Source organism: Psychrosphaera aquimarina (assembly GCF_032461525.1).
Taxonomy (GTDB): domain Bacteria; phylum Pseudomonadota; class Gammaproteobacteria; order Enterobacterales; family Alteromonadaceae; genus Psychrosphaera; species Psychrosphaera aquimarina.
Map to the genome: position 1 here is coordinate 378176 of NZ_JAWCUA010000010.1, position 22745 is coordinate 400920.

The 22745-nt window shown below is 39.1% G+C and carries 18 protein-coding genes, 3 tRNA genes and 1 pseudogene; 21 read left to right on the plus strand and 1 reads right to left on the minus strand.

Annotated elements, in window-relative coordinates:
- Positions 1 to 5 precede the first annotated feature (5 nt).
- From ampE to lpdA, 5 genes are all read left to right on the plus strand, one after another.
- Positions 6 to 920 (plus strand): regulatory signaling modulator protein AmpE, encoded by a 915-nt coding sequence (ampE, locus tag RT723_RS13645; protein ID WP_315947615.1) that lies wholly within the window; start codon positions 6 to 8, stop codon positions 918 to 920.
- A gap of 188 nt (positions 921 to 1108) precedes the next feature.
- The gene (locus RT723_RS13650) at positions 1109 to 1867 is read left to right on the plus strand and encodes a GntR family transcriptional regulator (RefSeq protein ID WP_315947617.1); all 759 of its coding nucleotides are present in this window, start codon (positions 1109 to 1111) and stop codon (positions 1865 to 1867) included.
- Between the two features lie 355 nt (positions 1868 to 2222).
- Positions 2223 to 4901: a pyruvate dehydrogenase (acetyl-transferring), homodimeric type gene (aceE, locus tag RT723_RS13655; protein WP_216056147.1), complete on the plus strand. Its 2679-nt coding sequence runs from the start codon at positions 2223 to 2225 to the stop codon at positions 4899 to 4901.
- Positions 4902 to 4925: 24 nt separating this feature from the next.
- Entirely contained in the window at positions 4926 to 6890 is a 1965-nt protein-coding gene (gene aceF, locus RT723_RS13660) for a pyruvate dehydrogenase complex dihydrolipoyllysine-residue acetyltransferase (protein WP_315947620.1), read from the plus strand.
- 164 nt (positions 6891 to 7054) lie between these two features.
- Complete coding sequence (gene lpdA / locus RT723_RS13665) at positions 7055 to 8479, plus strand: dihydrolipoyl dehydrogenase (protein ID WP_216056145.1); 1425 nt, start codon at positions 7055 to 7057, stop codon at positions 8477 to 8479.
- A gap of 262 nt (positions 8480 to 8741) precedes the next feature.
- On the opposite strand, the gene RT723_RS13670 is transcribed toward lpdA, so the two are convergent.
- Positions 8742 to 10034 carry an NCS2 family permease gene (locus RT723_RS13670; RefSeq protein WP_216056144.1) on the minus strand — a complete coding sequence of 431 codons (1293 nt, stop codon included), beginning with the start codon at positions 10032 to 10034 and terminating at the stop codon, positions 8742 to 8744.
- Positions 10035 to 10170: 136 nt separating this feature from the next.
- On the opposite strand from RT723_RS13670, the gene RT723_RS13675 reads away from it, so the two are divergent.
- From RT723_RS13675 to surE, 16 genes and pseudogenes are all read left to right on the plus strand, one after another.
- Positions 10171 to 10863, plus strand: a complete 693-nt coding sequence (locus RT723_RS13675) for a nucleoside-binding protein (protein ID WP_315947623.1) — start codon at positions 10171 to 10173, stop codon at positions 10861 to 10863.
- Between the two features lie 268 nt (positions 10864 to 11131).
- Positions 11132 to 11323: a carbon storage regulator CsrA gene (gene csrA / locus RT723_RS13680; RefSeq protein ID WP_216056142.1), complete on the plus strand. Its 192-nt coding sequence runs from the start codon at positions 11132 to 11134 to the stop codon at positions 11321 to 11323.
- Between the two features lie 184 nt (positions 11324 to 11507).
- Positions 11508 to 11600, plus strand: a tRNA-Ser gene (locus tag RT723_RS13685).
- Positions 11601 to 11623: 23 nt separating this feature from the next.
- Positions 11624 to 11700 (plus strand) — tRNA-Arg (locus RT723_RS13690).
- Between the two features lie 24 nt (positions 11701 to 11724).
- Positions 11725 to 11801: transfer RNA gene (locus RT723_RS13695), tRNA-Arg, on the plus strand.
- 413 nt (positions 11802 to 12214) lie between these two features.
- Positions 12215 to 12460, plus strand: a complete 246-nt coding sequence (locus RT723_RS13700) for an OadG family protein (RefSeq protein ID WP_216056141.1) — start codon at positions 12215 to 12217, stop codon at positions 12458 to 12460.
- A 10-nt stretch (positions 12461 to 12470) separates the two neighbouring features.
- Positions 12471 to 14246: a sodium-extruding oxaloacetate decarboxylase subunit alpha gene (gene oadA / locus RT723_RS13705; RefSeq protein WP_315947626.1), complete on the plus strand. Its 1776-nt coding sequence runs from the start codon at positions 12471 to 12473 to the stop codon at positions 14244 to 14246.
- A gap of 6 nt (positions 14247 to 14252) precedes the next feature.
- Positions 14253 to 15383, plus strand: a pseudogene (locus RT723_RS13710) (sodium ion-translocating decarboxylase subunit beta).
- A gap of 250 nt (positions 15384 to 15633) precedes the next feature.
- Positions 15634 to 17265, plus strand: a complete 1632-nt coding sequence (gene pyrG, locus RT723_RS13715; RefSeq protein WP_216056138.1) for a CTP synthase — start codon at positions 15634 to 15636, stop codon at positions 17263 to 17265.
- Between the two features lie 51 nt (positions 17266 to 17316).
- Positions 17317 to 18609: a phosphopyruvate hydratase gene (gene eno / locus RT723_RS13720; RefSeq protein ID WP_216056137.1), complete on the plus strand. Its 1293-nt coding sequence runs from the start codon at positions 17317 to 17319 to the stop codon at positions 18607 to 18609.
- Positions 18610 to 18688: 79 nt separating this feature from the next.
- Positions 18689 to 19339, plus strand: coding sequence for a hypothetical protein (locus RT723_RS13725; RefSeq protein ID WP_216056136.1), 651 nt, complete (start codon positions 18689 to 18691; stop codon positions 19337 to 19339).
- Between the two features lie 82 nt (positions 19340 to 19421).
- The gene (gene ftsB, locus RT723_RS13730; protein ID WP_315947630.1) at positions 19422 to 19709 is read left to right on the plus strand and encodes a cell division protein FtsB; all 288 of its coding nucleotides are present in this window, start codon (positions 19422 to 19424) and stop codon (positions 19707 to 19709) included.
- Positions 19710 to 20423: a 2-C-methyl-D-erythritol 4-phosphate cytidylyltransferase gene (ispD, locus tag RT723_RS13735; protein ID WP_315947631.1), complete on the plus strand. Its 714-nt coding sequence runs from the start codon at positions 19710 to 19712 to the stop codon at positions 20421 to 20423.
- Positions 20420 to 20899: a 2-C-methyl-D-erythritol 2,4-cyclodiphosphate synthase gene (gene ispF / locus RT723_RS13740; protein WP_315947633.1), complete on the plus strand. Its 480-nt coding sequence runs from the start codon at positions 20420 to 20422 to the stop codon at positions 20897 to 20899. The genes ispD and ispF overlap by 4 nt, the downstream gene beginning before the upstream one ends.
- Complete coding sequence (gene truD / locus RT723_RS13745; protein ID WP_315947635.1) at positions 20899 to 21996, plus strand: tRNA pseudouridine(13) synthase TruD; 1098 nt, start codon at positions 20899 to 20901, stop codon at positions 21994 to 21996. The genes ispF and truD overlap by 1 nt, the downstream gene beginning before the upstream one ends.
- The gene (gene surE / locus RT723_RS13750; protein ID WP_315947637.1) at positions 21993 to 22745 is read left to right on the plus strand and encodes a 5'/3'-nucleotidase SurE; all 753 of its coding nucleotides are present in this window, start codon (positions 21993 to 21995) and stop codon (positions 22743 to 22745) included. Before truD ends, surE begins: the two co-directional genes overlap by 4 nt.

Genomic DNA, 22745 nt, shown 5'->3' on the forward strand with positions numbered 1-22745 from the left:
ATATTATGACATTAATTGTTTTGTTGTTAGTTCTAATTACTGAACGTGTTGGTTTGCAAGCGTCTCATTGGCAAGTGCAAACGTATCTAAATTATTATATATCCATCGCTTTACCTAAATTCTCACAGGTCAAGGCCAGTAAGATTTCATTGTTATTATTTATCTCAGTCCCTGCGGTTGTATTGTATTTAGTATTACATTTGTTAAACAATGGTTTGATTAGTTTTGTTGTTAGTTTGTTTATCTTAGCAATTTGTATCGGTAATCCAGAATCGAGATCGTTATACCGCCAATACTTAAATGCAGTTAGTCGTGACGACAAAGAAGCGCAAGTTATCTTACACAGTAAACTAGCACAAACGTCTTTAACTGATGATACCCTTGATGCCGAAATTGATGACATCGAAGAAAAGACCACTTCAGATAATGAAGATTCTTCAGCAGTACAAGAAACGTTGGGGGAAACCTTAATTTGGATTAACTTTAGATATTATGCAGTGCCTATCTTTTACTTTGTCTTATTAGGTACTCCTGGAGTGGTATTGTACTCAACATTGCTGTATCTCGTTGAGTTTAAGGGGATTAAACAAAGCGAAGAGCTGGAAAACTGCGAAGCTCATAATGAAAAAGAACTGAAGTTATGGCTGGAATGGTCATATTGGTTACCGTCAAGACTCGTGAGCTTAGGTTTCATGGTGGTTGGGAACTTTACCAACGGTCTTGAGACTTGGTTAAAATACGCCGTTAACTTCTCTAAGTCTTCTAAAGAAATGTTATGTCAGGTTGCGTTAGAATCTGAAAAATACACTGCATTTGCCAATGACAATAATGCAGAGCATATGGTGAAGTTAACCAAAAGAAACATGGGTCTGTTTATTGTAGTGGTTGCGTTATTAACCTTATATGGTCAAATAATTTAAACACAAATTTTATTCAAATTGCTGTTCAGTAAATAAAATAGTGTTAATGATATATGTCACAGGCGACCACTCTTCGTAGTGGTCTAGCCAGTTGGCTTAATATTTACAAATCACTTTCCAATTGTTATTCTCGCCTATCGTTAATGGTAAGACCAATTTACCATTATGCAAGGAACTGTAAATTTACCGTGAAAGTCACAACTCAAAAAGTATCCGATCAAGTTGCAGAAAGACTTGAAAAGTTGATCTTAGATGGCACTTTACCCGCAGGGGCTAAGTTGGTCTCTGAGCGTGATTTAGCATCAGATTATGGGGTTTCTCGTCCATCAGTGCGTGACGCAATTAAAAAGTTAGAAGCGCAAGGATTGGTAACACGTAAACAAGGTGATGGCACATTTGTCACAAAAAACTTAAATGACCCTTTTGCCGAACCATTATTTGAATTATTAGCAAAAAGTCCAGACTCTCATTATGACTTACTGGAGTTTAGGTTTGCATTGGAAGGCGTAACGTCTTACTACGCAGCATTAAGAGGAACGTCGTCTGAACTTGATGATATTCGGCACGCATTTTATGCCATAGAACAGTTATCAGACTCAGATGACTTAGATCGAGTAGCAGAGGCTGTGGTTAAGTTTTATTTAGCAGTAGCCGATGCGTCTCACAATGTCATGTTGTTACATTTATTAAGAGGTTTAAAAGGCTTACTAATACATAATGTAAAAGAAAACTTAGTGGTTTTCCAAAGTCATAGTGAGATTAGAGCACAATTAAAAGTGCACAGAACGGAATTGATGGAAGCCATTGTAAATGGTGAACCAGAACAAGCGAGACAGGCTAATAGAAGACATTTAGCTTATATTGAAAAATCGTTATTGGCCTTAGATGAAGGCAATAATAAATTACAAGGGTCAGTAAGGCGTTTATTAAGTGGCGGTAAAGGCTAGCTTTTTAATTACTGACTATAATGATGTTCGCTGAAATGGTTTCAGCGAACAATAATACCAATTGAAATAATTAATTGACCATTCAGCGAGAATTAAAGGGGTTAGAGACAAGTTATTGATTGAAGAGAATGGTTACTCCCTTTTCAAAATCAATAACGAAGTATATAAGCCCTTTAAACTCGCCCTTCGGGAGCTTGGCAGAGGCGCGATTATTGCGCAAAATTTGTTTGATGTAGAATGACTATATCGACATAAATTTCGCTTATTCTAGCACCTCTGGCATAGCTCTGAACTGGTTAATTCATTACTTCAATTGGTATAACTCTTTTAATAACAAACTGTAGGAACCTGAAACATGTCAGAGAACCTAAATCTAAATCAGGACATCGATCCACAAGAAACTCAAGAATGGCTTGAGTCCTTGGAAGCTGTACTTGAAACAGATGGTGTTGAGCGTGCTCATAGTATTCTAGAAGCACTTATTGATAAGGCTCGCCGTAATGGTGCGCACTTACCGTATTCCGCAACCACGGCATACTTAAACACTATCCCTGCAGGCCAAGAGCCACAAATGCCGGGCGACCGTACAATGGAAGCTAAAATACGTTCAGCAATTCGCTGGAATGCATTGGCAATGGTTGTACGTGGCTCTAAAAAAGATTTAGAACTTGGTGGACACATTTCATCGTTCGCTTCATCAGCTATGTTATACGACGTTGGTTTTAACCACTTCTTTAAAGCAGACAAAGACAACAAAGGCGGCGACTTCTTGTATATTCAAGGTCACGTTTCTCCGGGGATTTATTCTCGTGCATTTGTTGAAGGTCGTTTAACGGAAGACCAGTTAGATAACTTCCGCCAAGAAGTAGATGGTGAAGGTCTTTCTTCTTACCCTCATCCTAAATTAATGCCTGACTTTTGGCAGTTCCCTACTGTTTCAATGGGCTTGGGACCAATTGCTGCAATCTATCAAGCACGTTTCTTAAAGTACTTAACTGACCGTGGCATTAAAGACTGTTCAGCACAACGTGTTTACTGTTTCTTAGGTGACGGTGAGTGTGATGAACCAGAAGCATTAGGTGCCATTGGTTTGGCAAGTCGTGAAGGTTTAGATAATTTAACCTTTATCATCAACTGTAACTTACAACGCCTAGATGGTCCGGTTCGTGGTAATGGCAAAATCATTCAAGAATTAGAAGGGACTTTCCGTGGCGCGGGCTGGGAAGTAATTAAAGTTATTTGGGGTTCTTATTGGGATCCACTACTTTCTCGCGATAAAGACGGTAAGTTATTAGAGATCATGGAAAGCTCTGTAGATGGTGAATACCAAAATTACAAAGCAAAAGGTGGCAAGTTCACTCGTGATAACTTCTTTGGTAAAACACCTGAAACAGCCGCTATGGTTGCCAATATGTCTGACGCCGATATCTGGCGTTTAAACCGTGGCGGTCATGATCCAGTTAAAGTTTATGCCGCTTATGATCGAGCGGTAAATACCAAAGGTCGTCCACAAGTTATCTTAGCTAAAACCGTTAAAGGTTATGGTATGGGTGATGCGGGTGAAGGTAAAAACATCGCTCATGGTGTTAAAAAGATGGACTTGGATGCATTAAAAGCATATCGCGATCGTCATCATTTACAAATATCTGATGAAGATTTACCAAGCGTACCTTATGTTACTTTCCCTGAAGGTAGTGAAGAATATAAATACTTACACGGTCGTCGTGAAGCGCTAGGTGGTTACTTACCAGCACGTCGCCGTAATTCAGATGTGGAAGTTGATACACCAGATTTAAAAGCGTTTGAAGCTATCACTAAAGGCTCAAATGGTCGTGAGATTTCAACCACGATGGCATTTGGTCGTATTTTATCGGTTGTTATTAAAGACAAACAAATTGGTAAACGTGTTGTCCCAATCATTCCTGATGAAGCACGTACCTTTGGTCTTGAAGGTTTATTCCGTCAAGTTGGTATTTATGCTCACGAAGGCCAAAAATATACACCTCAAGATGCTGACCAAGTTGCTTATTATCGTGAAGATAAAAAAGGCCAAGTACTGCAAGAAGGTATTAATGAATTAGGCGCTATGTCTGATTGGTTAGCGGCTGCTACATCGTACTCAAATAATAATGAGCCGATGATACCTTTCTACATCTATTACTCGATGTTTGGTTTTCAACGCGTAGGTGACATGGTGTGGGCTGCTGGTGATTCTCAAGCTCGCGGTTTCTTAGTGGGTGGTACTGCAGGTCGTACGACACTTAACGGTGAAGGTTTACAGCACCAAGATGGTCATACACATTCTCATTTTGGTACGGTTCCTAATTGTATTACTTATGATCCAACTTATGGTTATGAACTTGCGGTTATCGTGCAGGACGGTATGCGTCGTATGTATGGTGAACAAGAAAACGTTTTCTATTACTTAACGGTAATGAACGAAAACTACGTTCAACCTGCAATGCCAGAGGGCGTTGAAGAAGGCATCATTAAAGGTATTTACAAATTAGATACCGTTACGCCAAAAGGCAAAGCGAAAGCTAATGTACGTTTATTAGGTTCAGGAACTATTTTATTACAAGTTCGTAAAGCGGCTGAAATTTTAGCTGAGCAATTTGGTATTAGTTCAGACGTATACAGTGTGACATCATTTAATGAATTGGCTCGTGAAGGTCAGGACTGTGACCGTTTCAACATGTTGAATCCTGAAGCGCCAGTGCAAAAAGCACACGTAACTAAAGTATTAGAAGATGGAACGGGTCCTGTTATCGCTGCGACTGATTACATTAAATCTTATACAGATCAAATCAGAGCATACGTTCCAGCATCTTATAAAGTATTAGGTACTGATGGGTTTGGTCGTTCAGATAGTCGTCCTAACTTACGTCGTCACTTTGAAGTTGACCATAATTACGTAGTTTTAGGCGCTCTTAGTGAACTAGCTCGTAGCGGCGATATTAAAGCATCAGTGGTAACTAAAGCCATTGCTGATCTAGGTATCGATGCTGATAAAATTAACCCACTTTACGCATAATCAGCGGTTTAGGAGAATAACAAGATGGCTGAATTAAAAGACATCCTAGTCCCAGACGTTGGTGGCGACGAAGTAGAAGTAATTGAAGTTTGTGTTGCCGTTGGCGACACAATCGCTGAAGAAGATTCAATTATCACGGTAGAAAGTGATAAAGCATCGATGGATATCCCAGCACCATTTTCAGGTGTTGTTAAAGAGATATCAATATCTGTTGGTGACAAAGTGTCTGAAGGCGGCTTATTAATTAAAGTTGAAGCTGTGGGTTCTGCTCCAGCTGAAACTGCAGCACCACAAGAAACTCAAGCTGCGCCTGTAGTTGCTGAACCGGCATCAAGCGCCGCACCTGCAGCATCAAAAGCGGTAATTGAAGTAACGGTTCCTGATATAGGCACTGATGATCAAGTTGAAATTATTGATGTGTTAGTTGCCGTTGGTGATTCAGTTTCTAAAGAAGATGGTTTAATCACATTAGAAACAGATAAAGCGACGATGGACGTTCCTTGTCCTGAAGATGGCGTAGTTAAAGAAATTAAAGTCGCTGTTGGAGGGCAAGTTGGGCAAGGTTCACTGGTATTGTTACTTGAAACAGGCGCTTCGGCATCAGTTGAAGCATCATCAGTTGCTCCAGCTCCAATTGCTGAAACTGCACCAGTTGCAGCTGCTACTCCAGCGCCTGTTGCTGCCACGTCAGTATCAGAAGTAAAAGACGTTGAAGTACCAGACATAGGCACTGACGGTGAAGTTGATGTTATCGATGTATTGGTTGCTGTTGGTGATACCGTTGAAGCTGAACAGGGGTTAATTACATTAGAAACTGACAAAGCAACAATGGATGTACCAGCGCCTTTTGCTGGTGTTATCAAAGAATTAAAAGTAGTAAATGGTGGCAAAGTTGCTACGGGTTCTATCATAGCTACCATTGAAACGGTTACCACTACAGCGGCAAGTCCTGCACCAGTTGCGGCAGCAACTAGTGCTCCAGCTCCAGCTGCTCCAGCGAAAAAAGCACCACCTGTACAACAAGTACATCCTTCTCAAAGTGGAGCTTCTGCATCAGGTAAACTGATTCATGCAACACCATCCGTGCGACGTTTAGCCAGTGAGTTTGGCGTTGATTTGACTAAAGTAACGGGGTCTGGTCGTAAAGCTCGTATTCTTGCTGATGATGTTAAATCATTTGTTAAATATGAGTTGTCACGTCCTAAAGCAACAGCAAATTCAAGTGTTGCGGCTGGTGAAGGTGGTTTACAAGTTCTTGCGCAACCTAAGGTCGATTTCTCTAAGTTTGGTGAAATTGAAGAAGTGCCATTAACACGTATTCAGAAAATTTCTGGTCCTAACCTTCATCGTAACTGGGTAACGATCCCACATGTTACGCAATTTGATGAAGCGGATATCACTTCTTTAGAAGCGTTCCGTAAAGAACAAAACGCAATGTTAGCGAAACAAAAGTCAGATCTTAAGATCACGCCATTAGTTTTCATTATGAAAGCGGCCGCGTCTGCTTTGTTAGCATACCCGCAATTTTGTTCATCGTTGAGCTTAGACGGTGAGAGCCTGATCAAGAAAAAATACGTACATATTGGTATTGCTGTTGATACTCCAAATGGTCTAGTGGTGCCAGTTGTTCGTGACGTTGATAAAAAAGGCGTGAACGAAATATCTCGTGAGCTTATGGAAATATCCACTAAAGCTCGTGATGGCAAGTTAACAGCCAAAGACATGCAAGGTGGTTGTTTTACTATCTCTAGTCTTGGTGGTATCGGCGGGACCGCATTTACACCAATAGTGAATGCGCCTGAAGTTGGTATCTTAGGTGTATCTAAATCAGAGATGAAACCTAAGTGGAATGGTTCTGATTTTGAACCTAAACTGATGTTGCCTTTATCGTTGTCCTATGATCACAGAGTAATCGATGGCGCATTAGCGGCTCGCTTTACTGTTCATTTGGCAAGTGTATTGTCAGACATACGCAAACTGGTTTTATAAAACTGTTATAAAATCATAAGAAAGTCTTGCAGTGGCAGGACTTTCTATTTTTTGAGTGATAAACTCAACAAAATTTCGAACAGACGAATATTCGTTTGTTCACCTTATAGAAATGGAATGGATGACCTTCATTCCGTCACCATACAAGTGAATAGAGGTTAATAATGAGCAACGATATTAAAACCCAGGTTGTGGTTCTTGGTGCTGGTCCAGGTGGATACTCTGCAGCGTACCGTGCAGCGGATTTAGGATTAGACGTAGTATTAGTTGAAAAACGCGCCACACTAGGTGGTGTTTGTTTGAATGTTGGTTGTATTCCGTCTAAAGCATTGTTACACGTAGCGAAAGTTATTGATGATGCAAAAGATATGGCTTCACACGGCGTAACGTTTGGCGCTCCTGAAATTGATCTAGATAAGATCCGTTCTTGGAAAGACAGTGTTGTAGCACAATTAACAAACGGTTTAGACGGCATGTCTAAAATGCGTAAAGTTAAAGTGGTTAACGGATTCGGTAAATTTACGGGTAGCAACACTATGGTTGTTACTGGTGAAAAAGGCGATACAACAATCACTTTTGATAATGCAATTATCGCAGCCGGTTCTGAGCCTGTTAATTTGCCATTTATTCCTGAAGACGATCGTGTAATCGATTCAACTGGTGCACTAGAGCTTAAAGACGTACCTGGTGAAATGTTAGTATTAGGTGGTGGTATCATCGGTCTTGAAATGGGTACTGTTTATGCCGCATTAGGTTCTAAAGTATCTGTTGTTGAATTCTTAGACCAACTAGTACCAGCTGCTGATAAAGACGTTGTTCAAGTTTATTCTAAATACAATAAAGATCGTTTCAACATTATGTTATCAACTAAAGTGGTTGCTGTTGAAGCGAAAAAAGATGGTCTATATGTAACGTTTGAAGGTAAAAAAGCGCCTGCTGAGCCAGTACGTTATGACAAGATTTTAGTTGCAGTTGGTCGTAAACCAAACGGTAACTTAATGGATGCAACTAAAGCGGGTGTTAATGTTGATGAACGTGGTTTCATTAATGTTGATAACCAATTGCGTACTAACGTAAATCATATCTTTGCAATTGGTGATGTTGTTGGTCAGCCTATGTTAGCGCATAAAGCGGTTCATGAAGCACATGTTGCTGCTGAAGTTATCTCTGGTCAGAAACATTTCTTTGAACCACAAGCTATTCCTTCAATCGCTTATACTGATCCAGAAATGGCTTGGGTTGGTATTACAGAAAAAGAAGCGAAAGAAAAAGGTTTAAATGTTGAATCAGCTAAGTTCCCTTGGGCTGCTTCTGGTCGAGCTATTGCTTCTGCACGAACTGAAGGTTTCACTAAATTAATATTTGATAAAGACACGCACCGTATTTTAGGTGGTGCTATTGTTGGTATTAACGCTGGTGAAATGCTTGGTGAAATTGGCTTGGCAATTGAAATGGGCGCTGATGCGGAAGATATCGCATTAACGGTTCATGCTCATCCAACATTAAATGAATCAATTGGTCTTGCGGCAGAAATGTACGAAGGTTCAATTACTGATTTACCAAACCCAAAAGCAAAGAAGAAAAAATAAATTCATATTAGAATTGAATTAAAGGAATTACATCCTTGTACCTTTGATATTAATTCTTCCCTGAATTGAATCAAAGGAATTACATCCATGTACCTTTGATATTAATTCTTCCCTGAATTGAATCAAAGGGATTACATCCATGTACTTTTGACATTAATTCTTCCCTGAATTAAAAAATGCCGACGTAAGTCGGCATTTTTATATCTACTATTTAAACGTTACAATCTAATTTCACATTAGGGAGCTGTCCTACAAAGGTGAGTTATCCCACAAAAGCAATTTTGGCGACAAACAAAGCAGTTAAAAACCAAACACTTTTACTTACTTCATTTGCTTTACCACAAAGGGCTTTGGTAAAGGTGTATGTAATAAAAGCTAATGTAATACCATGTGCAATTGAAAAGGTAAGTGGTGTGAATAATAAGATAACGGTAACAGGCGCGGCTTCAGTAATATCTCCCCAATCAATGTCTTTTAAGTTAAATAACATTAATATCGCTACATAAAAAATAGCACCAGTTGTGGCATAAACAGGGATCATGCCTGCTAATGGGGCAAAGAAAATACTTAATACAAACAAAACACCCACAACCACGGCTGTGAGTCCTGTTCGTCCACCTTCTGCAACACCTGCAGCGCTTTCAATATAACTTGTTGTGGTAGAGGTGCCTAAGGCTGCACCAGATAAGGTTGCGATTGAATCACTTGATAATGCTTTTCCCAAACGCTCAATGTTGCCTTTATCATCAGTCAGCCCTGCACGTTGTGTTACCGCAATCAAAGTACCTGATGTATCAAACAAATCGACAAACAAAAAAGCAAATACAACGCTTAACATTCCAATTTCAGCGGCTGATGCGATGTCCATTTGCATAAAGGTTGGCGCAAGAGAGGGAGGAGCCGAAACGATACCTGCATAAGTAACATCGCCGAAAATCACGCCAACTACGGTCATCGCTAAAATAGCAATCATAACAGCGCCTGGGATTTTACGAGCCGTGAATGCAGCTATTAGAAAAAATCCAATTATACTCATCAGCGGCACAAAAGAAGTGATATCACCTAAAGCTACAAATGTTGCAGGGTGAGCAACTATAATCCCTGCATTCTTAAGTGCGATAAGCGCTAAAAATGAACCTATACCAGTAGCAATACCTAGTTTTAGTGTCTTTGGAATTGCATTGATGATCCATTCTCTTACTTTAAATAAGCTCAGAAGTAGAAAGATAACCCCAGATAAAAAGACGGCACCTAATGCAGTTTGCCATGAATGCCCCATGCCTAAAACAACGCCATAAGTAAAAAATGCGTTTAAGCCCATACCGGGTGCTAACGCTATTGGGTAGTTAGCGATAAAGCCCATGATAAAACAACCAATGGCTGCAGCTAAGCAGGTTGCAACAAAAACGGCACCTTTGTCCATACCAGCGTCCGCTAATATAGATGGGTTAACAAAGATAATGTAGGCCATGGTTAAAAACGTAGTTAACCCCGCCATCATTTCAGTTTTAACCGTTGTTCCATGAGCTGAAAGTTTAAATAATCTTTCTAACATATTGTTATATCTCTATTTTTAAATGAAATGAAAGTGTAATAAATATTGCTGTTTTTTACACCAACAAATTGAAATTAAACTACATTTGTATAGAATCTCGGCGCTTATGCCCCAAATTACATACAGAGAGATAAACATGTTAAAGCGATTAATAGTTACATCCTTATTTTTAATAATCACAGCGTCAGTGAATGCTAAAACAGTTTGGTCTAATTACAGTATTAGTTACCTATTAGGAGATAGTTATGAAGTGGGAGACTCATCGAGGGAAGTCATAACTTTTGAATATACGGCGGGCACAACTTGGGGGGATACATTTATGTTTTTTGACCGTTTGGAATCAAGTGATGGTTCTGTCGAGACCTACGGTGAGTTTGCCCCACGTTATAAAATTAAAGATTTAGATGGGTTTATTAAAAGTGTGTATATTGCCCCTGCTATTGAAATGGGACCGGGGACAAACTATTTGTTGGGTGTCGGGACTGATTTAGCGGTGCCTAATTTTAACTTTTTTCAATTAAATGCGTATATACGTGACAATGCTGATGGCGATATGAGCTTTCAAACTACAGTCGTTTGGGGATTACCTATCGGTCCTTTGACTTATGGTGGTTTTATAGACTTCGCCACCGGTGTTGATAATACGGTGTTTGGTGATACACAAGCCCAACTTAATTTTACCTCTCAATTAAAATATGACATTGCCGAGTATTTAGGCTCAGATACTAAAGTTTTTATAGGTGTAGAGTATGTGTTTTGGAATAATAAATTTGGTATAGACGGTGTAGATGAAAGAAATATGAATTTATTAATGCAATATCACTTTTAACGGCAGCACCTTGTGATAGAGCTTTGTCATTCACAGCAATTAAAGCTGAATTAATTATAAAATTGGTGCGCAAGTTTTTAATTCTATTGCTATTATCTAAGTAACGCTGTGTGAGCAGTTAATCAAAGCAGGGTTATTTTTTAGATTAAAATAACTGCAAAAATTGTAAGATGCTTTGAGTCTAGGTAGAATGAGAATCTTCGACCTAGTCGAAAATGGAGCTTTTTATAAAGCTATATATAAGCAAGTGGCATAAAAGGAGCTAATAATGCTTATACTAACTCGTCGTGTTGGTGAAACGTTAATGGTAGGTGATGAAGTTACAGTTACGGTTTTAGGTGTAAAGGGCAACCAAGTAAGAATTGGTGTTAATGCTCCTAAAGAAGTAGCAGTTCATCGCGAAGAGATATACATGCGAATTCAAGCTGAGAAGGGCGGTCAACCCTCTGACGCAGAATAGCGATAAACCGGCTTTAAGCCGGTTTTTTTCTTTTAAGGTCTAAAATAGTAAATCATCTAGGCAAAAAAGTGACAAAAATTGAACGTTAATTTAAATATTGGTTATTTTCGAATCAATCAGTAATTTAATTAAAGTTTTTATTTGACATATATTCTTAGATCATTACTATACACGCCACATTGATGGAGAGGTGGCCGAGTGGCTGAAGGCGCTCCCCTGCTAAGGGAGTATAGGGTTTGTAGCCCTATCGGGGGTTCGAATCCCCCCTTCTCCGCCATTCAATGTATTTTGTGATAATGCGCGCTCGTAGCTCAGCTGGATAGAGTACCTGGCTACGAACCAGGCGGTCGGAGGTTCGAATCCTCCCGAGCGCGCCATCATTACAAAAGAAGACTTATTGCGCGCTCGTAGCTCAGCTGGATAGAGTACCTGGCTACGAACCAGGCGGTCGGAGGTTCGAATCCTCCCGAGCGCGCCATATCTTCTTCTTACCTCAATAGTAAAAATCCACAAATCTAAAAAACATCCCCTTTTATTTTTAAATTTATAGCTATACTCATCTTGGCTTTAATTAATGCTAAACATCTTAGTTTTGTTACTTTAAAATTAGAAGTTTTTGACATTTATCCAAATAATTATTCAAATTAAATTATTATTTATTCAAATTAAATTATTATTTATTCAATATTAATATACCCTGTAAGTTAAGTGTTTAGCTGACAATTAAGCCATATCATTAAAATTTTTCTTTCAATTAGAAACGTTTTTGTGTTACTTAAGAGCTAATACTCTAAATTTGATTTTCAGATCTGATGATCAAATAAAAATAAAATCATTTTCAAACGATTTGCAAATCAAAGATAAACAATAATAAACGGGTAGTTAAAATTTATGAACGTATCAGAGCTGCTAGCTGAGGCTGGCATACTTATGGCGGTAGGAATGTTAGTTGTATTCCTTTTTTTGTCGGTATTAATTGTTGCTATAAAACTGTTAACCAAATTTGCCGAAGCCTATCCAGATCCAGTGAAACTCACTCGCACACCAATTAACCCAATAAATTCTAATAAAACGTCGCCACAGGTGATTGCAGCTATCACTGCCGCCGTAAAACAACATAAAGCGCGAAATAAATAGAGGACGGAACATGAAAAAGCCATTGTTACTTACTGAGTTGGTGCTGCGTGATGCACATCAGTCATTACTTGCAACTCGAATGCGTCTGGAAGATATGCTTCCAATCGCGGGTAAATTAGATCAAGTTGGTTTTTGGTCAATGGAATCTTGGGGCGGCGCAACATTTGATTCTTGTATCCGATACCTAGGTGAAGATCCTTGGGAACGTATTCGTGCTTTAAAACAAGCTATGCCAAATACAAAACAACAAATGTTACTACGTGGCCAAAACTTACTAGGTTATCGCCATTACGCCGACGATGTTGTTCGTAAATTTGTTGAACGTGCACATACTAATGGTGTAGATGTATTTAGAATTTTTGATGCGATGAATGACATCAGAAACTTAGAAACTGCCGTCAAATCAGCCATCGATGTTGGCGCTCATGCCCAAGGTACTATTTCATATACGGTTAGCCCGGTTCATAACTTACAAATGTGGTTAGACATGGCAAAACGATTAGAAGATATGGGTTGCCACTCTATTTGTATCAAAGATATGGCGGGTTTGTTAAGACCTTATGAATGTGAAGAATTAATCACCAACTTAAAAGCAACAGTTGATTTACCAATTGCAATGCAGTGTCACGCAACTACCGGACTTTCAACGGCAACTTACCAAAAAGCGATAGATGCTGGAATCGATATGCTAGATTCTGCAGTATCGTCAATGAGTATGACTTACGGCCACAGTCCAACAGAGACGATGGTTGCGATAGTTGAAGGAACAGATAGAGATACTGGCTTAGATTTAGTGCTATTAGCTGAAATAGCAGCTTATTTCAGAGAAGTTAGAAAGAAATACGCTAAATTTGAAGGCAGCTTAAAAGGTGTCGACTCTCGAATTTTATTAGCCCAAGTTCCTGGAGGCATGTTAACTAACATGGAAAACCAACTTCGCGAGCAGGGCGCTGAAGATAAAATGGATGAAGTATTAAAAGAGATCCCTAAAGTTCGTAAAGATTTAGGGCAAATTCCTTTAGTAACACCAACGTCACAGATTGTTGGTACTCAAGCGGTATTAAACGTATTAACAGGTGAGCGTTATAAGTCAATCACTAAAGAAACCGCTGGTGTTTTAAAAGGTGAATACGGAGCAACTGCTGCTCCAGTTAGTGCTGAATTACAAGCCAGAGTGTTAGATGGTGGTGAAGCAATTACTTGTCGTCCAGCGGATAATATTGAAGATGAATTAGTTAAATTAACTGACGAGCTTGACGGTATTGCCGCGGAAAAAGGGCTAACTCTTGCCGATGAAAAAATTGATGATGTATTAACCTATGCGTTATTCCCACAAATCGGTCTTAAGTTCTTAGAAAATCGTAATAATCCTTCTGCGTTTGAACCAGTTCCAACCGGTGAAATAGAAACTCCTAAACAAGCTTCAACCAATCCAGATGCGCCGGAAGCTTATAGTGTTTCTGTTGATGGTAAAGTATATGAAGTTGTAGTTGCCCCTTCAGGTGAGTTAACCAGTGTTGTACAGGGCGCTCAAAAAGATGAAGCTCACACTCAACATACAACGGTCACCGCAAGTGAAACTCTTAACGCACCTTTAGCGGGTAATATATTTAAAATCTTAGTGTCTCCAGGCAGCGTTGTGGAAGATGGTGAAGTAGTTATCATCATGGAAGCAATGAAAATGGAAACTGAGATTCGAGCAGCCTCTTCAGGCACAATAGCCTCAATCAACATCAAAGAAGGCGACGCTGTTTCAACAGGCGATGTCTTACTTACATTAGGGTAGAGTTCAATGGAAGGTTTACAAAATGCTTTGGGCTTCTACAGCCCTTGCAAATTTTGAAATGGGCCAGCTCATCATGATGGTGGTTGGTTTATTATTACTCTTTTTAGCGATAGCAAAAGGGTTTGAACCATTATTATTATTACCAATTGGTTTTGGCGCTATATTAGCCAACATACCGTTAGCGGGCTTTAATGATGAAGGTGGGTTACTCTATTATATTTACCATGTGGGTATTGAAACTGGGGTTTTCCCATTATTGATATTTATGGGCGTTGGTGCCATGACGGACTTTGGGGCATTAATTGCCAATCCTAGAATGTTGTTATTAGGTGCTGCAGCTCAATTTGGTATTTTTGCTACCTTATTTGGCGCCATTTTATTAAACCTTATTCCAGGTTTTGAATTTAGCTTACAAGATGCCTCGGCTATTGCCATCATAGGAGGCGCTGACGGTCCCACCGCGATTTTCTTAGCCTCTAAATTAGCACCTGATTTATTAGGCGCTATTGCGGTTGCTGCATACTCATACATGGCGTTGGTTCCAATTATCCAACCCCAATTATGAAAGCTCTAACAACTGAATCTGAACGTAAAATTAAAATGGTTGAGTTACGGACGGTAAGCAAGAAAGAAAAAATTATATTCCCTCTTGCAGTCTTATTCCTAACTGCTTTGTTTCTACCAGCTGCAACGCCACTTGTTGGCATGTTCTGTTTAGGCAACTTAATGAAAGAGTGTGGTGCGGTTGACAGATTAAGCAATACCGCTCAAAACGAGTTGATAAATATTGTTACTATCTTTTTAGGCTTAGCGGTAGGTTCTAAATTAAGTGCAGACAAGTTCTTAACCGTAGATACTTTGGGTATCTTAGGATTGGGAGCAATTGCATTTAGTATTGGTACTGCTGCGGGTGTATTAATGGCTAAGCTAATGGGTAAATTTAGTAAAGATCCAATTAACCCATTATTAGGGGCAGCGGGTGTGTCTGCTGTGCCTATGGCAGCCCGAGTCGTTAACAAAGTTGGTTTGGAAGCAAACCCGCATAACTTCTTGTTAATGCATGCAATGGGCCCAAATGTAGCTGGTGTATTAGGTTCAGCCGTTGCCGCAGGTATATTGTTAGCTTTAGTTGGTTAGACAATCTTAATCAAAGAGCAGGTTGCCGCAAATGTAGCCTGCTTTTTTGCTATAATTTAAAGCTAAAATATCAAGAATAAATTGATATTCTGGATTGTTGAATTTGTGTGCGTTTGTTATACTTCCACCCCATCCTGACCACACATCCAAAAGCATTAAAAATTAATCGCAGAATTTCCATTCGTGTGATGTTTTTTTAGTTGTTATTTGTGATGGTACCAAGTTTAGCAGTCTAATTTTTAAGGTTTGTATGACTACTCGATATATATTCGTTACTGGTGGCGTTGTTTCTTCATTAGGTAAAGGTATAGCTGCAGCTTCTTTGGCTGCAATTCTAGAAGCCCGCGGTTTAAACGTAACTATTTTAAAACTTGATCCGTATATTAATGTTGATCCAGGCACAATGAGCCCAATTCAACACGGTGAAGTATTTGTTACTGAAGATGGTGCAGAAACAGATTTAGATTTAGGTCATTACGAACGTTTTATTCGTAATAAAATGACTAAGAAAAATAACTTCACCCAAGGTCGAGTATATCAAGACGTCTTAGCTCGTGAACGTCGTGGTGACTATTTAGGTGCGACTATTCAGGTTATACCTCATATCACTAATGATATTAAAGCACGTGTTGTTGCTGGTGGTGAAGGCAGAGATATTGCCATTGTTGAAGTAGGTGGCACTGTTGGAGATATAGAATCTCAACCGTTTTTAGAAGCATTACGTCAACTTGGTACTGAAGTTGGACGTGATAATGCTATGTATATGCATTTAACTTTAGTGCCATATTTAGGTGCGGCTGGTGAAATTAAGACTAAACCAACGCAGCATTCAGTTAAAGAATTACGCTCTATTGGTATTCAGCCAGACATTTTAGTTTGTCGTTCAGATCGTGCGATTCCAGCAAATGAAAGAGCGAAGATTTCTTTGTTCACAAATGTTGAAGAAAAAGCGGTAATCAGTCTTAAAGACGTCAGTTCTATATACCAAATTCCTGCCTTGTTAAAATCACAAGGTTTGGATGATTTAGTGTGTCGTCGCTTTCATATCGAAGCGCCAGAAGCTGATTTAGTTGAGTGGGAACAAGTACTTTACGCTGAATCAAACCCAACTGGTGAAGTTAATATTGGTATGGTTGGTAAATATGTTGAATTACCAGATGCTTATAAGTCAGTTAACGAAGCGTTGAAACATGCAGGTTTGAAAAAACGTTTAAGTATTAATATTCAATATGTCGACGCTCAAGATGTTGAAGTTAAAGGCGTTGGTATATTAAAAGATTTAGACGCGATCTTAGTTCCTGGTGGATTTGGAGAACGTGGTACTGAAGGCAAAATGTTAGCCGCGCAATATGCTCGTGAAAACAAAGTGCCTTATTTGGGTATATGTTTAGGTATGCAATTAGCGTTAATTGAGTTTGCTCGTAACGTAGCAGGCTTAACGGATGCGCATTCAACAGAATTTAATCCAGATAGCCCGCATCCAGTGGTTGGTTTAATCACGGAGTGGTTAGACGCTGAAGGGCAAGTTGAAATGCGTAATGCTAAGTCAGACCTAGGTGGTACGATGCGTTTAGGCGCACAAAAATGTTATCTTAAGCCTAACTCAAAAGCCCGTGAAGTATATGGTAATGAGTGGATAGTAGAACGTCATCGTCATCGTTATGAAGTAAATAACAATTACATTGAACAGTTAGAAAAAGCTGGTCTAGTGTTTGGTGGCTTATCGGAAGATAAAAAACTTGTAGAAATGATAGAGCTACCAGAACACCCGTTTTATGTGGCTGGTCAGTTCCATCCAGAATTTACGTCAACGCCTCGGGACGGACATCCTTTATTTGAAGGGTTTGTCGGTGCCGCAGGTGAATTTGTAAAAAATAAATAATAAATAATAAAACGCAGCCTAAGCTGCGTTCTTTTTTGATAAGGAATGGGAATGTCTCAAATAGTTAAAGTTATTGGCCGTGAGATCATGGACTCACGTGGTAATCCTACGGTTGAAGCTGATGTATATCTAGAATCTGGTGCGTTTGGTCGAGCAGTTGCTCCATCTGGTGCATCAACAGGTTCTCGTGAAGCGCTTGAATTACGTGATGGTGATAAATCACGTTATTTAGGTAAAGGTGTATTAACAGCCGTTAATAACATAAACGAAAAAATCGCACCTGCTGTTATTGGTAAAGATGCACAACTACAAGTTGCTGTTGACCAAGCTATGTTAGATTTAGATGGAACAGAAAATAAGTCTGTTTTAGGCGCAAACGCAATATTGGCAGTTTCATTAGCAAATGCTAAAGCTGCGGCATTAGAAAATGGTATTGCATTGTTTGAGCACATCGCTGACTTAAACGGCACATCTGGTGAGTTTTCAATGCCTGTTCCTATGATGAATATCATCAATGGTGGTGAACACGCTGATAACAACGTAGATATCCAAGAGTTTATGATCCAACCTGTATCTGCGCCTTCATTCCGTGAAGCGTTACGTATGGGTGCTGAGATCTTCCATACGCTTAAGAAAGTATTGTCTGAAAAAGGCTTAAATACTGCGGTTGGCGATGAAGGTGGTTTTGCTCCGAACTTAGCATCTAACGAAGAAGCACTAACAGTTATAGAATTAGCAGTTGAACGTGCTGGCTACAAATTAAACGAAGACGTTACCCTTGCATTAGATTGTGCATCTTCAGAGTTTTATTCTGATGGTATCTATAACATGAAAGGCGAAGGTAAAACGTTCGACTCTGCTGGTTTCTGTGATTACCTAGCAGATTTAAGTGATAAATACCCAATCCTTTCTATCGAAGATGGCTTAGATGAGTCTGATTGGGATGGTTGGAAATTGTTAACGGATAAGATTGGCGGTAAAGTTCAATTAGTGGGTGATGATTTATTTGTTACTAATACTAAGATTTTGCGTGAAGGCATTGAGAAAGGTGTTGGTAACTCAATCCTTATCAAGTTTAACCAAATTGGAACATTAACTGAAACGTTAGAAGCTATTCGTATGGCGAAAGAAGCGGGTTATTCTGTTGTTATTTCTCACCGTAGTGGTGAAACAGAAGACTCTACTATTGCAGATTTAGCTGTTGGTACTGCTGCAGGTCAGATTAAGACTGGTTCATTATGTCGTTCAGACCGTGTCGCTAAATACAACCAATTGTTACGCATTGAAGAGCAACTTAGCAATGTTGCATACCGTGGTCGTTCAGAGATCAAAGGTCAAGCGTAAACCTTGCCCAATGAAAGGAGTGCATTTCGCACTCCTTTTTTATTGGGGCATTTAAAAATTAGGCGCTATAGTTAAATCGATGACAGATTCACGCGAACAAACTTTTTTATGGCAAAATAGAACGGGTCAGCAAATATTTGCTGAGTTATCGAATGCCTTATATGAAAGAGAATTAATGCGTTTATCGCAAGATGCCGATATCAGCGCAGAAGCATTAAAAAAACGATTAGGTTCAATGGCTTTTTACATTAAAAAAGCGGCTGAACATATCAGCGAATTATATACCCCGTTAGATTTAGACAGCCAGAATGGTTCTTGGATCAGCGCGCAGTCAGTGAAACCCCATTCAATAAAAGCCCAACCAGATAAAACACGTATATTTTATCTAGAACATGCCAAGATGGCATTAGTGGTTCCTATATCTGTAAGTCACTATGGAATAGAACAAATAGTATTAGATACGATTGATGAAATAGATTTAGACAATGATCAAATTCATTGTAATGAACACGGCTGGTTTACCCTAAGCGGACATGAACAATCCAAATCAACTATCTATACCAAGTCGTTATTAAAACCAAGTAAAGCAATCATGGCAGCTGCCTGCTGTGGTCATCAATGGTTAAACCAACGTAGGACATCACCAAGGTTATTATCTTTACGTGAAATGTTACTAGCGAGTCGAATTAACTGGCGACAATTTTCCAAATTATTAACCTTAAAAAAATAACCTTTAATCACCATCTATACCTTTCAATCTGGCTATATCCTTTGCATAATACAAAATCAAATCAGTTTTAAGTGATGGCATTGTGCGAATTGTTAATTTAGTTTTAATAATCATTTTTATTCTTATCCAATACCGTTTTTGGTTTGGGCATAATGGCCTGCAATTTTATACTGCCAATCGCACAGAAGTAACCAAACTTAAATCTGGCAATGATGAATTTTTAAAGCGAAATATCTTATTAGAAGCCGACGTTAAAGACTTATCGGTTGGTCTTGAAGGTATCGAAGAAAGAGCAAGAAATGAGCTTGGCATGATCAGAGAAAATGAGACGTTTTTCCGCTTAGTACCAAACAATAAAGAGCAAAATTAAATGGTGATAGACCATATGTTTTCTGTGGTGATCCCCGCGTCTGGTATTGGTAAGCGCATGCAAGCTGAAATACCAAAACAGTATTTACCCCTTTTGGATAAGTCAGTGCTTGAACACACTATTGGTTGTTTTACCGATTTACCTTTTGTGGATGAAGTCGTGGTTGTCATTGCCCAGCACGATGAAATGTTTAATACCTTAAAGATAGCAAACCATCCCAAGATACATAAGGTCATTGGAGGAAAGGAACGCGCAAATTCGGTTTTTAATGGTATTAAGTATTTATACGAAAAAGGAACTCAGTGGGTCATGGTGCATGATGCTGCGAGACCATGTGTAGAGCAAGATGATATTGTAAATCTGGCACAGCATTGTTTCACTAATAAACAGGCTGGCATATTAGGTTCTCCAGTAAGAGATACAATGAAACGAGCGGGTTCTAATTCCAATTTAATTGAGCATACCGAAGAACGAAACGGACTATGGCATGCATTTACGCCACAATGCAGCAACGTTAGTCAGTTATTTCAAGCACTCAATAGCCAAATATCCACACAAGGCGATATCAATCCAAGGGTAACAGACGAAGCATCAGCACTTGAGATGGCCGGTTTTCCTGTTGCATTAGTTAACGGAAGTGCAAAAAATATTAAAATTACTCAGCCTGAAGATTTAGCATTGGCCGAGTATTATATAAAGAGTAAAAAACAATGAGTATAAAAATTGGCTTTGGCTATGACGTACATACATTTGGTGGTGACGGCCCAATAACATTAGCTGGAGTAAAAGTACCTTATTTCCAAGGGTTTGTTGCACATTCAGATGGCGATGTTGCTATACATGCTTTATGTGACGCTATCCTAGGGGCACTTGCACTAGGTGATATTGGTAAACATTTCCCAGACACGTCTGATCAATATGAAAATATAGACAGTAGAATATTGTTGCGTCATGTAGTGAATTTGGCACAAGAACAAGGGTTTAAGTTAGGCAACTGTGATTTAACTATTGTTGCTCAAGCACCTAAAATGGCGCCGCATATTGAACAAATGAGAAGCGTATTAGCGCAAGATTTAAATGCAGATTTAAGCCAAGTGTCGGTAAAAGCAACGACCACCGAAAAGTTAGGTTTTGAAGGTCGCAAAGAAGGGATCTCTGTTCAAGCAGTTGTCTTAATGGAAACTATATAATGACAGAGACAACGACAAATAAAGCCCAAACGACGGCAGAAGAACCGAATACACCTGCTGAGTTTTTTAAAGATTGGTCCTTTGAGCATTGGGCATATTTGCATGGTAAACCAAAAGCCAGTGCTAAGTTTAAGACTTACCCTGAAGACTTTGTAGTGACTGAAAACTTAGGGTTTGATTTAACCGGTGAAGGCGAAAATGTATTTTTGCTAATCGAAAAAACCCAGTTAAATACGCAACAAGTATGTGAGTACTTAGCTAAATTTTTTGGTCGTCGATTACGTGACATTGGTTATGCTGGGTTAAAAGACAAACAGTCGATCTCTCGTCAATGGTTTTCCGTTCAGATGAATGTGAAACAAGACGTGGATTTGTCTACATTAGGCACTGAAAACATTAAGTTAATTGAACATTCTCGTCATATTAAAAAATTAAAGGTTGGAGCGTTAAAATCAAATCACTTTGATATTCTTTTACGTGATATTACCGATGTTATAGATACTATTGGCCAGTTAGAGAAAATTATAAAACAAGGTGTACCAAACTATTTTGGTCTACAGCGTTTTGGATTTAAAGGTAATAATCTTAATTGGGCAGACAGAATGTCCAATGGCGAAGATATAAAAAACAAAAAGATCAAAGGCTTTGCGCTGTCAGCTAGCCGTTCTTATATTTTTAACCAAGTGGTTAACGAAAGGTTAAAACAAAATATATTTACTACGCCTATTAATGGTGACGTGTTTATTTTAAATGGATCTAATTCATTTTTTAGCCAAGATGTAGATGACGAAATTAAGCAACGTTTATTAGAAAATGACATTCATATCTCTGCGCCTTTATTTGGTAAAGGTGAATTTGAAACTAAAGGTCAGATATTAGAACTTGAGACTAAGATCGCTAATGAACATGCTAATTGGCAACAAATGTTAATCGAGCAAGGGTTAAAACAAGAGCGACGTAGTATCTTATTGAATCCTGAGAACTTAACTTGGCAAGTTAAAGGGAATGATTTGTTGATCAGTTTTGATTTAGCTACTGGCTGTTTTGCTACTTCTGTGTTGCGTGAGTGTGTTGATTTTATTCAGGAATATTCATGAACATATTATTAAGTAATGATGATGGTGTTTTTGCACCAGGATTAGAAGCCTTATACAAAGAGTTATGTAAGTTGGGCAAGGTTACCGTAGTTGCACCCGACCGGAACTTAAGTGGGGCTAGCAGTTCACTCACTTTAACGAACCCCTTAAGATCACAACAACATCCGAATGGCTTTTATAGTGTTAATGGTACGCCAACCGACTGTGTACATCTGGCAATAAGCCAATTAATGGATGTTACCCCTGATATTGTTGTAGCTGGTGTTAACCATGGCGCTAACTTAGGCGATGACACTTTTTATAGTGGCACTGTTGCAGCAGCAGCAGAAGGGCGTCATTTAGGATTACCGGCTGTTGCGGTATCGGTGACTAGCCACGATGACACTCATTTATCATGTGCAGCAAAAGTTGCTAAACAGGTAGTGGAAAACTTAATGACACACCCAATCCCGTCTGATCAGATATTAAACGTAAATGTACCTGATATCCCGTTTGAACAGCTAGAAGGTTTTGCAGTTACTCGATTGGGTAGTCGTCATAAAGCCGATTTAATGCAAAAACAACAAGACCCATGGGGGCGTGACATTTATTGGTATGGTAAGCTTGGGCAAGAACTCGACGCTACCGAGGGGACTGATTTCCATGCAATTAATAACAATAAAGTGTCAATTACGCCATTAAAGATAGATATGACGGCATTTGATAGTATTGAAAGTGTGACAGGTTGGGTTAAGAAATTAAATAATTAA

Coding starts and splice junctions, on each gene's coding strand:
- RT723_RS13675 (WP_315947623.1), top strand. CDS start 10,171: ATGTTAAAGCGATTAATAGTTACATCCTTATTTTTAATAATCACAGCG.
- csrA (WP_216056142.1), top strand. CDS start 11,132: ATGCTTATACTAACTCGTCGTGTTGGTGAAACGTTAATGGTAGGTGAT.
- ispD (WP_315947631.1), top strand. CDS start 19,710: ATGGTGATAGACCATATGTTTTCTGTGGTGATCCCCGCGTCTGGTATT.
- oadA (WP_315947626.1), top strand. CDS start 12,471: ATGAAAAAGCCATTGTTACTTACTGAGTTGGTGCTGCGTGATGCACAT.
- lpdA (WP_216056145.1), top strand. CDS start 7,055: ATGAGCAACGATATTAAAACCCAGGTTGTGGTTCTTGGTGCTGGTCCA.
- ispF (WP_315947633.1), top strand. CDS start 20,420: ATGAGTATAAAAATTGGCTTTGGCTATGACGTACATACATTTGGTGGT.
- pyrG (WP_216056138.1), top strand. CDS start 15,634: ATGACTACTCGATATATATTCGTTACTGGTGGCGTTGTTTCTTCATTA.
- RT723_RS13700 (WP_216056141.1), top strand. CDS start 12,215: ATGAACGTATCAGAGCTGCTAGCTGAGGCTGGCATACTTATGGCGGTA.
- ampE (WP_315947615.1), top strand. CDS start 6: ATGACATTAATTGTTTTGTTGTTAGTTCTAATTACTGAACGTGTTGGT.
- eno (WP_216056137.1), top strand. CDS start 17,317: ATGTCTCAAATAGTTAAAGTTATTGGCCGTGAGATCATGGACTCACGT.
- aceF (WP_315947620.1), top strand. CDS start 4,926: ATGGCTGAATTAAAAGACATCCTAGTCCCAGACGTTGGTGGCGACGAA.
- surE (WP_315947637.1), top strand. CDS start 21,993: ATGAACATATTATTAAGTAATGATGATGGTGTTTTTGCACCAGGATTA.
- RT723_RS13670 (WP_216056144.1), bottom strand. CDS start 10,034: ATGTTAGAAAGATTATTTAAACTTTCAGCTCATGGAACAACGGTTAAA.
- RT723_RS13725 (WP_216056136.1), top strand. CDS start 18,689: ATGACAGATTCACGCGAACAAACTTTTTTATGGCAAAATAGAACGGGT.
- aceE (WP_216056147.1), top strand. CDS start 2,223: ATGTCAGAGAACCTAAATCTAAATCAGGACATCGATCCACAAGAAACT.
- truD (WP_315947635.1), top strand. CDS start 20,899: ATGACAGAGACAACGACAAATAAAGCCCAAACGACGGCAGAAGAACCG.